General features: G+C 65.3%; 9 protein-coding genes and 3 tRNA genes. All 12 read left to right on the forward strand.

The annotated features are described in order from the left end of the window. Positions 1-141 precede the first annotated feature (141 nt). On the forward strand, positions 142-1,440 hold the full coding sequence (locus ACEWQ0_RS05500) for a DEAD/DEAH box helicase (protein WP_476484765.1): 1,299 nt from the start codon (positions 142-144) through the stop codon (positions 1,438-1,440). 223 nt (positions 1,441-1,663) lie between these two features. Next, complete coding sequence (locus ACEWQ0_RS05505; RefSeq protein ID WP_476484766.1) at positions 1,664-2,551, forward strand: type II secretion system protein N; 888 nt, start codon at positions 1,664-1,666, stop codon at positions 2,549-2,551. Further along, positions 2,548-4,494, forward strand: a complete 1,947-nt coding sequence (locus tag ACEWQ0_RS05510; RefSeq protein ID WP_476484767.1) for a secretin N-terminal domain-containing protein — start codon at positions 2,548-2,550, stop codon at positions 4,492-4,494. Before ACEWQ0_RS05505 ends, ACEWQ0_RS05510 begins: the two co-directional genes overlap by 4 nt. Continuing rightward, on the forward strand, positions 4,430-5,962 hold the full coding sequence (gene gspE / locus ACEWQ0_RS05515) for a type II secretion system ATPase GspE (protein ID WP_476484768.1): 1,533 nt from the start codon (positions 4,430-4,432) through the stop codon (positions 5,960-5,962). The genes ACEWQ0_RS05510 and gspE overlap by 65 nt, the downstream gene beginning before the upstream one ends. 55 nt (positions 5,963-6,017) lie before the next feature. Continuing rightward, complete coding sequence (locus tag ACEWQ0_RS05520; protein ID WP_476481239.1) at positions 6,018-6,212, forward strand: hypothetical protein; 195 nt, start codon at positions 6,018-6,020, stop codon at positions 6,210-6,212. Continuing rightward, positions 6,212-7,411 (forward strand): type II secretion system inner membrane protein GspF, encoded by a 1,200-nt coding sequence (gene gspF, locus ACEWQ0_RS05525; protein ID WP_476484769.1) that lies wholly within the window; start codon positions 6,212-6,214, stop codon positions 7,409-7,411. The genes ACEWQ0_RS05520 and gspF overlap by 1 nt, the downstream gene beginning before the upstream one ends. Positions 7,412-7,437: 26 nt before the next feature. Further along, positions 7,438-8,121, forward strand: a complete 684-nt coding sequence (ftsE, locus tag ACEWQ0_RS05530) for a cell division ATP-binding protein FtsE (protein WP_476481340.1) — start codon at positions 7,438-7,440, stop codon at positions 8,119-8,121. Next, entirely contained in the window at positions 8,118-9,071 is a 954-nt protein-coding gene (ftsX, locus tag ACEWQ0_RS05535) for a permease-like cell division protein FtsX (RefSeq protein WP_476484770.1), read from the forward strand. Before ftsE ends, ftsX begins: the two co-directional genes overlap by 4 nt. 107 nt (positions 9,072-9,178) lie before the next feature. Continuing rightward, positions 9,179-9,263, forward strand: a tRNA-Tyr gene (locus ACEWQ0_RS05540). Positions 9,264-9,297: 34 nt separating this feature from the next. Then, positions 9,298-9,371, forward strand: a tRNA-Gly gene (locus ACEWQ0_RS05545). Positions 9,372-9,515: 144 nt separating this feature from the next. Next, positions 9,516-9,591, forward strand: a tRNA-Thr gene (locus tag ACEWQ0_RS05550). A 45-nt stretch (positions 9,592-9,636) separates the two neighbouring features. Then, positions 9,637-9,777, forward strand: a 141-nt coding sequence (locus ACEWQ0_RS05555) for a GTP-binding protein (RefSeq protein WP_476481236.1), incomplete at its 3' end; no start/stop codon positions are given.

A 9,777-nucleotide genomic window follows, 5' to 3' on the forward strand; every position in this document is an offset into this window, starting at 1 on the left:
GCGCGGGATTGGCAATATACTATGCCCGCTTATCCGTGTGTCGGCTCTCCCGATCAACTGGGTTGCGATGGCTTGATACCATCCGGGTTAACACGCTAATTCAAGGCAAGCCAACAGAATTTCAAGGACAATACCATCCCCGTGACCGAAAACACTGGCACCGAACAGGTGCTGACCGACACCCGGCTCGATTCTTTCGAACTCCACCCCGATATCTGCCGCGGCCTCGACGAGGCCGGTTTCGAATACTGTACGCCGATCCAGGAACGAACGCTGCCGCTGGCCCTGTCGGGCCGTGACGTGGCCGGCCAGGCGCGCACCGGCACCGGCAAGACCGCAGCCTTCCTGCTGGCGGCATTCCAGCGCCTGCTGTCACCGGATTCCATCGGGCCCGGGGCCAATCCCAGAGCGCTGATCGTCGCGCCCACGCGCGAGCTGGCGATCCAGATTCACCGCGACGCCGAGCTGCTGGGCAGGTACACCGGCCTGCGTTCGGTGCTCACCTATGGCGGCGTTGATTATGCTCGGCAGCGCGATGAGATTGCCGAGGGCGTCGATATCCTCATCGGCACGCCCGGTCGATTGATCGACTATTTCAAGCAGGGTGTCTATAACCTCAAGGTCATCGAGGTCGCCGTGCTCGACGAGGCCGACCGCATGTTCGACCTCGGTTTCATCACCGATATCCGCTATCTGTTTCGCAAGATGCCGCCGGTCGACAAGCGTCAGACCCTGATGTTTTCGGCGACCTTCCCGCTGAAAGTCACCGAGCTGGCCTACGAGCACATGAATGAAGCCGAGACCATTCGCTTCGAAGAAGAGCAGGTGACCAGTGATCGGGTGCACCAGAGCGTCTACTATCCCTCCAACCCGGAAAAGCTGCCGCTGCTGTTCAAGCTGCTGCGCGAAATCGAAGATGGCCATGTGATGGTGTTTGTCAATACCCGCCATCAGACCGACCGCGTGGCGCGGACGCTCAAGGCCAACGGCATCGATGCCGCGATGCTGGCTGGCAATGTGCCGCAGAAAAAGCGCCAGACGCTGCTCAAACGGTTTCACGACGGTGAGATCGATGTGCTGGTGGCCACCGACGTGGCCGCGCGCGGGCTGCATATTCCCGATGTCAGCCACGTGATCAACTTCGATCTGCCGCAGGACGCCGCCGATTACGTTCACCGTATCGGTCGCACCGCCCGGCTGGGCGCCACCGGCGAAGCCATAAGCTTTGCCTGCGAGGACTACGCCTTCCACCTGCCCGAAATCGAGGACTACATCGAGATGCAGCTGCCGGTGGAGCAGCATGATCCCGACGGGCTTCCCGAACTGGAACGCCCGGCGCCGCGCAAGAAAAGCGGCAAGAAAAAGGGCGGTCGGCGCGGGGGCGGCGGACGCAGGCGTGGGGGCGGCAATCAGGGTCGCGGCCGGCGCCGCACCGGCTGAGACCAGCCAGTCAGCCATTCTGCACGGGTCGGCGTGACACCGCCGACCGGTGACCTCCCGAATCTGTTCACCCATGACGACGCGTGTTTCCATCTGAATTGTCGTCCAGCGCGGCTGCGCCCGCGCCCCATTGATGGCTCCGGTCCTGCCGCCTTGCATCCTTCGGAGTGCGGCCAGTCTGTGCTAATCTCGCGCAAGAATCATCCCCGGAGTCGACCCGCTCGTGACCACCCTGTTGCCGCCTGCCTGGTCTTCGCGACTGGCCCTGGTCAGCGGTGCATTGCTGGCGCTGGCCCTGGTCTGGCTGCTGGTGCGCCTGCTGTGGCTGGTGATTGGCGGGGTGGCGGTTGAATCAGCGCCGGCGCTGGATGTGCCGAAGATATCGCAGGCCAGCGGCAGTAGCGGCGAATTTCGCTGGGCGCTGTTCGGGCGCTCGACCCCGGCCGGCGTGGCGCTGCAGCCGCTGCCGGTGGCCGACAGCAGGCTCAAGCTCAAGGGCGTGATGGCCGGCCGGCGAGGTTACGCCATCATCGCCGCCGAAGGCGCGGGGCAAGGCGTCTACCGCCGGGGTGAAAAGCTGCCTGATGGCGCTGAGATCGAGTCGATTGAATCGAGAAGGGTGATCATCGTTCGTGACGGTCAGCGCGAGACGCTGGTGCTCGATGCCAGGGCCGCCGCTTCGGGCCGACCGCGGCACACGGGTGCTGCGCGTGAGCGCAGCGCCGCCGGGGCAAGCCGCCCGCTGCCCGGCATTCGCGGGATCGATGCCGCTTCCGGTGCCAGCGTGGCCGCGTTGCCCGACGCCGCCCGTTCGATGGGCCTTGATGTCGACGAGCTGGCGCAATCGGTTTCGGTCATGCCGGTCGCCGGTGGTGGCTTTCGGGTTCGGCCGGGGCGCAACGCGCAGCTGTTTCAGCAGCTGGGCCTGCAGGTCAACGATGTGGTGGTCGCGGTCAACGGCCAGCCTCTGGAGTCGGCGCAGGCCGTCCGGCGGTTGTTCGGAGAGGTCATGTCCAGCGGTCGGGTGGCCATCACGGTGCGCCGGGACGGCCGCGAGATGACGCTGCAGCCCGATCTGGAACAAATCATGGGGAGTCTGCAATCAAGATGATGCAATCCATTCGACTGGCCGCTCTGTGGCTGGCGCTTGCCGTACCGGCGCTGGCGCAGCAGGCAACGGAGGAGAACGGCCACGTCCTCAATTTCAAGGACGCCGATATTCGCTCGCTGATCACCGCGGTGGCCGACATGACCGGGCGCTCGATCATCGTGGATCCGCAGGTCAGTGGCCAGGTGACGGTGATTTCATCGCAGCCGCTTGACGACGACGAGGTCTGGGAGGTGTTCCAGTCGATTCTGCGCGTGCACGGCTACACCGCCGTGAGCGACGAGAACACGGTGCGCGTGCTGCCTGACGTCAATGCGCGCCAGGATGGGCGGGTGCCGGTCGACGACATGCGCGGCGGCGGTGACGAGCCGCTGACGCGCATCATCCAGCTCGAGCATGTCGATGCCGGCAAGGTCTCCCAGCTGCTGCGCCAGCTGCTGCCGCAGTCGGCCTACATGGTGCATCATGAAAGCTCGAACAGCCTGATCATCTCCGATCGTGCCGGCAACATTCGCCGCATCGAGGCCATCATCGAGCGGCTCGACGCCGCCATCGATCAGGAAGTGGAGGTGATTGCGCTCACGCACGCCGACGCGGCCGAGGTGGTGCAGCTGATCAATCAGATCTATCCGGCCAACGGCGGCGCGCAGTCGGCGGTGGCCGATGAACGCACCAATACCGTTGTGCTCTCGGGCGACCCCGCCCGTCGCCTGCGCCTGCGAACGCTGATCAGCCATCTCGATACCCCGCTGGACGCCGAGGGCAGCACCCGGGTGATCTATCTGCGCTATGCCACGGCCGATACGCTGGTGCCGGTGCTCGAGGGCATGCTCGAACTGGATGCCGAAGAAGGCGCGCGAGCGCGTATCCAGGCGCACAATGAAACCAATGCGCTGGTAGTGACCGCGCCGCCTTCGGTGTTTCGGTCCATCGAGTCGGTGATCAAGCAGCTCGACGTACGCCGCGCGCAGGTGCTGGTCGAGGCGATCATCGCCGAGGTTTCGATGGATTTCAGCCGTGAGCTGGGCATTCAGTGGCAGGCCTTCGAGTCCGGCGATTCGGGCTTTTTCGGCGGCACCAACTTTCAGTCCGGCGGCAACAATATTCTCAACCTCTCCGCCGGCCTGGGTGCCGGCGGCGAAAACGGCGCGCCGCTGCTGCCCGGCGGCGGGTTGAACCTGGGCTATGTGAGTGGCACCACCGAGCTTCTGGGCATGGAGCTGCTCGAGATCGGCGGTCTGGCGCGCGCCCTGGCCAGCGATTCCAACACCAACGTGCTGTCCACGCCGTCGCTGGTCACGCTCGACAACCATGAAGCCAACATCAATGTCGGCCAGGAGGTGCCTTTCCTCTCGGGCAGTTACTCGACGCAGGGCGTCTCTACCGGGGAAGGTCAGGTCAACCCCTTCCAGACCATCAATCGCGAAGAGATCGGGGTCAAGCTCAACGTCACTCCGCATATCAATGAGGGCGACACCATCATGCTCGATATCTCGCAGGAGGTCTCGACGCTGGCGCCTTCGACCGGTGCGGTGGATCTGGTGACCAACAAGCGCACCATTTCCACCCGCGTGATGGTTCCCGACGGTTCCATGCTGGTGCTCGGCGGGCTGATCAGCGACGACGTGCAGGAGGGGCGGGAGGAAGTGCCCGGCCTGGGAAGGATTCCGCTGCTCGGCGAGCTGTTTCGCTACCGCACTTCCAGTAAGGTCAAGCGTAACCTGATGGTCTTCATTCGCCCCCGGATTCTGCATGATCAGGCGCTGATGGAAAGCGTGACGCGTTCGAAATATACCCGTATTCGTGATGTTCAGCTCGAGCAGCGCGAGTCAGTCAAGGGGCTGGGCAGCCGCGAGGCAATGCCGCTCCTGCCCGAGCTCGATGCCTTCATGCAGGCTGCCCCGGTCGACTCCGCGGCCGGCGACGCAAACGACGATGGGCGCTGAATTCCGGCCGGGCTACGGGTTTGCCCGCAAGCGCGGAGTGGCCGTGGCCGGAAGGGCCGAGGACGGCCGTACACGCGTGATTGCACGCGAGCCACTCGACGTGCCTGCACTCCAGGAAGTTCGCCGGCGCGTGGGTGGGGCGATCGCGCTTGAGCGTCTGGCGGCCGCCGACTTCGAGCATCGCGTCGGTGAGCTCTACGAGGCCGACGACGCTTCGGCCCAGCATGCGGCGGAGGACCTGGGCGAAGATCTCGATCTTTCCCGCCTGGCCGAGGATCTGCCCGAGCCGGCCGATCTGCTCGAGTCCGAAGACGACGCACCGATCATCCGCCTGATCAACGGCGTTCTCACTCAGGCGATCCGCGAGGGTGCGTCGGATATTCACCTCGAGCCTTTCGAAGAGCGTCTGTCGATCCGCTTCCGGGTCGATGGGGTTCTGCGCGAGGTCATGAGTCCCGCCCGCGGCCTGGCCGGGCTGATCGTGTCGCGTATCAAGGTGATGGCGCAGCTTGATATTGCCGAAAAAAGACTGCCGCAGGACGGGCGGATCGGGCTGCGTATCGCCGGCCGACCGGTTGACGTGCGCGTGTCGACGCTGCCGTCTAGTCACGGCGAGCGCGTGGTGCTGCGCCTGCTCGACAAGCAGGCCGGTCGGCTGGATCTGGCCGAGCTGGGCATGGACGAAGCCACCTGTCAGCGGATGGAGTCGCTGATTCAGCGTCCGCACGGCATCCTGCTGGTGACCGGGCCCACCGGCTCGGGCAAGTCGACCACGCTGTACGCCGCCCTGATGCGTCTCAACGACCGCAGCCGCAATATCATGACCGTCGAAGACCCGATCGAGTACGATCTCGATGGCATCGGTCAGACCCAGGTCAATCCGAAGGTCGATCTGACGTTTGCCCGAGGCCTGCGGGCCATCCTGCGCCAGGATCCGGATGTGGTGATGGTCGGCGAGATACGCGACCTCGAAACCGCCCGGATTGCCGTGCAGGCCAGCCTGACCGGCCATCTGGTGCTCTCGACCCTGCACACCAATACTGCCATTGGCGCCATTGCGCGCCTGGTCGATATGGGTGTGGAGCCGTTTTTGCTGGCCTCCAGCCTGATTGGCGTGCTCGCCCAGCGTCTGGTGCGCGTGCTCGACCCCGACACCCGCGAGGCCTGGGTGGTCGACGCCACCGAGCTCGAGCGGCTCGGCGTGGCCGGCGTGCCGTCGGCGACCCTGTACCGGCCGCGGGCCGATCTCGGCATCGGGCAGTCGGGCTATCGTGGCCGCACCGGCATTTATGAGCTGGTTGCAGTCAACGCGGCGATGCGTGGGCTGATTCATGACGGCGCCTCGGAGCAGGCTCTTCACGAGCTTGCCCGCGAGCTGGCGCCGTCGATCTTCGAAGACGGCTGGCGCAAGGCGCTCGATGGCACAACCTCGCTGGAAGAGGTGTTGCGGGTGACGAGGACGACTTGAGGAAGAGCAGATCCGGAATTCGAAGCGTCCAATCCGAAACAGATTCGAAATGCGAATGACTGAAGCGACTGCCTTTGCATCGTTCACGAATCGTGAATCGATCGCGTTGATCAAGCAGCTCGGCTGGCTGAAGCCGGTTTCGGATCCGGTGTTTCGGGTGTCGAGCTTCGGCCTGGTGCCGACGCCACTGCTGCCGGCTGGCGCCGGGCTTCGTGCTTTTGACAGCGCGCGCGCGCCCGGCACACCCTGATGCAGGCGTACGAGTATCAGGCGCTGACCGAGACCGGCTCGACCGCCCGCGGTGTGGTGCAGGCCGACAGCGCCCGCGCGGCCCGTTCGCAGCTGCGTGAGCGCGGGCTGATTCCGCTGGAGGTGCACGGCGTCGACGCCCAGCCGCGCCGTCGTGCCGGGTTTGGCGGGCAGGGGCGCGAGCGCGCGCTGCTGCTGCGGCAGATGAGTACGCTGGTGGCGGCCGGCCTGCCTCTCGAGGAAGTGCTCTCGGTGCTGGTCGAGCAGGCCGAGCAGGCCCGCTCGCGCGGCCAGCTTGGTGCCATTCGGGCTCGGGTCATGGAGGGGCAGAGCCTGTCGGCGGCGATGGCCGAGCAGCCGCGCCTGTTCCCGCCGCTCTACAGCGCCTCGGTTGCCGCTGGAGAGCGCGCTGGCGCCCTTGACGGCGTGCTCGATCGCCTGGCCGCGTTTGCCGAGCAGCGCGAGGAAATGCGGCGCAGTTTTTCTCTGGCCCTGGTTTATCCGCTGGCGCTGGCGGTGATTGCGATGGCCGTGGTCAGCGGCCTGATCGGCTTTGTCGTGCCGCGCGTGGTGGGTGTGTTCGAGCACGCCGCCCGCGAGCTGCCGCTGTTGACGCGCAGCCTGCTCGCGCTGTCAGAGTTCGTCGCTGCCTGGGGCTGGCTTGTCGTGCTTTTTGCTGTAGCTGTTGCCTTTGGTGGTGCGCTGGCGCTGAGGCGGCCGGCTGTGCGGCGGCTGTTCGATGCCCGGCTGCTGCGCGTGCCGGTGCTCGGGCGTCTGGCGCGCTCGCGCGAGACGGCCACGCTGATGCGTACCCTGGCCATTCTGGCAGCCAGTGCGGTGCCGCTGGTCGATGCCCTGCGCGTGGCCGGCGAGGTGGTCGGTAACCGGCAGATTCGCGCCGACGTTGCCGTCGCCGCCGCTCAGGTGCGCGAGGGCGTTTCGCTGACCCGGGCGCTGGGCCGGTTCGACTGGCTGCCGCCAATGGCCAGGCGCTTGCTGGCCGGCGGCGAGAGAAGCGGAAAGCTCGCGCCGATGCTTGAGCAGGCGGCGCAGCTTCAGGAGCGCGAGCTGCAGACGGCCAGTGAGCTTCTGCTGGCGGTTCTGCAGCCGATATTGATCCTTGTCGTCGGTCTGGTGGTGCTCTACATCGTGCTGGCCATCATGTTGCCGATCATGTCAATGAGTCAGTTGTTGTCCTGAGCGTCGCCATGAGCGCATCCGATCACATCATCCGGTTCGAGCAGGTAGCCAAGCGCTATCCTGGCGGTATCCAGGCGCTGACTGACGTCAGCTTCGGCCTGGCCCGCGGCGAAATGGTGTTCCTGACCGGACATTCCGGAGCGGGCAAGTCGACGCTGCTCAAGCTGATCGCGCTGCTCGAGCGGCCCAGTCGGGGCCGGGTGCTGTTCGAGGGCCGCAACGTGGGCCGGATTTCCCGCCGCCAGATTCCCTGGCTGCGCCGTCATATCGGCATCGTGTTTCAGGATCACTCCCTGCTCGGCGATCGGCGCGTGTTCGATAACGTGGCGCTGCCGCTGGTGATTGCCGGCGTCGCGTATCCGGAGATCCGGCGGCGGGTGCGCGCCGCGCTCGACAAGGTGGGGCTGCTGGCCAGAGAGCGCATGTATCCGCCGATGCTCTCCGGCGGTGAGCAGCAGCGCGTGGGCATTGCCCGGGCGATCGTCGCCAAGCCGCCGTTGCTGCTGGCCGATGAGCCGACCGGCAATCTCGACCCCGAGCTTTCGGCAGAGCTGATGCAGTTCTTCGTGTCCTTGAATGAGCTGGGCACAACGGTGCTGATCGCCAGCCATGACCTCGACTTGATTCGGCGGCTGCAGCGTCGCGTTCTGGTGCTCAGGAATGGCGCGCTGGGCGACGATCTGCCTGCCCGGCCGGAGGCTGGGGCGTGAGCGGTCAGGTCGGCTTTGGCCCCCGGGGGATGCCCTGGACCGGTGGTGTCCGCGCCTGGGCGCGCAGGCATGCCTACAGTCTGTTGTCGTCACTCGGCGCATTGCTGCGGCACCCTCTGGCTACGCTGATGACGGTGGTGGTGCTGGCAATCACGCTCAGCCTGCCGACCGGCCTTTATGTGGCGCTCGACAATGCCGGGCGGATCAGCGACGGCTGGGAGCGCCTTGATACGCTGTCGGTGTTTCTTCAGAGCGAGCGCGGCGAGCGCGAGGCCGTGCAGCTGGCCTCCCGGCTGAGCACCTGGGCGGACATCGTCGCGGTCGATCCGATCAGCCCGCAGGCGGGCATGGCCGAGCTCACCGGGCGCCTGCAGATCGAAGGGGTTTCGGCGCATGTCGAGGGCAACCCGTTGCCGTGGGTGCTGGAGATTACCCCGGCGGCGCGGCAGGACGTCGAGGCCCTGTCGGCACGCCTGCGCGCTGTCGAGGGGGTTGATCAGGTGGTCGTCGATCTGCTTTGGCTCGAGCGCCTGGACGCCATTCTTGCGCTGCTCGAGCGCCTGGCGATTCTCCTCGGCGCGCTGTTTGCCCTGGCAGTAGCGTTTGTTATCGGCAATACCATCCGGATGGATATCCATAACCGCCGCGAGGAGATTCGCGTGCTTGCCCTGGTCGGTGCCACCGACGGTTTTGTGCGCCGCCCTTTTCTTTATTCCGGCTTCTGGTACGGTCTGGCCGGTGGCCTGGCGGCCTGGGCCGTCGTCGAGCTGGGCTTGCTCGCGCTGTCCGGGCCCGTCGGGCGGCTCAGTGGTGCGTATGCCAGCGACTTCATCCTGGCATCGGTGCCGTCGGGCGTAGTGGCCATCCTGGTTCTGGGCAGCGGCGCGCTCGGCATTCTGGGCGCCTGGCTTGCCGTTGGTCGGCAGCTCAGGGCGGTCCATCCGTCCTGAATTCGGTAAAGTGGTTGACTTGTCGAACAGGATCGGACAGAATTGCGGGCTTCGTCTGGAAAGTCAGGCGGTCGGCTGGTCCGGCCAGGCCAAATGTACGGATTTCCGGAGGGGTACTCAAGCGGTCAACGAGGGCAGACTGTAAATCTGCTGGCTTAGCCTTCGCAGGTTCGAATCCTGCCCCCTCCACCAGATTTTTGAGGTTTGGAAGCAGTCGGTTTTCCGAGCGGGTGTAGTTCAATGGTAGAACCTCAGCCTTCCAAGCTGATGATGTCGGTTCGATTCCGATCACCCGCTCCAGTGTTTGGTGTAGCGCGCTGGTTTTGCGCGCTGGATCAGTGCCCGGCCCGCGGGTCAGGAAGCGAGGTTGCTTGCGGAAACCGCCGCAAGCGGCATGCAGCGAATGCCGCAGGTGTTTCGTTGCCGGTTTTTTTTGAGTTGAGCGCCCACGTAGCTCAGGCGGTAGAGCACTCCCTTGGTAAGGGAGAGGTCACTGGTTCGATTCCAGTCGTGGGCACCATGATCATCGACAACTGCAAAGCAAAACAAAACGGAGTTTTGAGGCATGTCCAAGGCAAAGTTTGAACGCACCAAGCCGCACGTCAACGTGGGCACGATCGGTCACGTTGACCACGGCAAGACGACGCTGACGGCGGCGCTGACGAAGGTGAGCGCTGAAGCGCGTGGTGGTGAGGCTCGCGCCTAC

This window comes from Wenzhouxiangella sp. YN9, assembly GCF_056324165.1.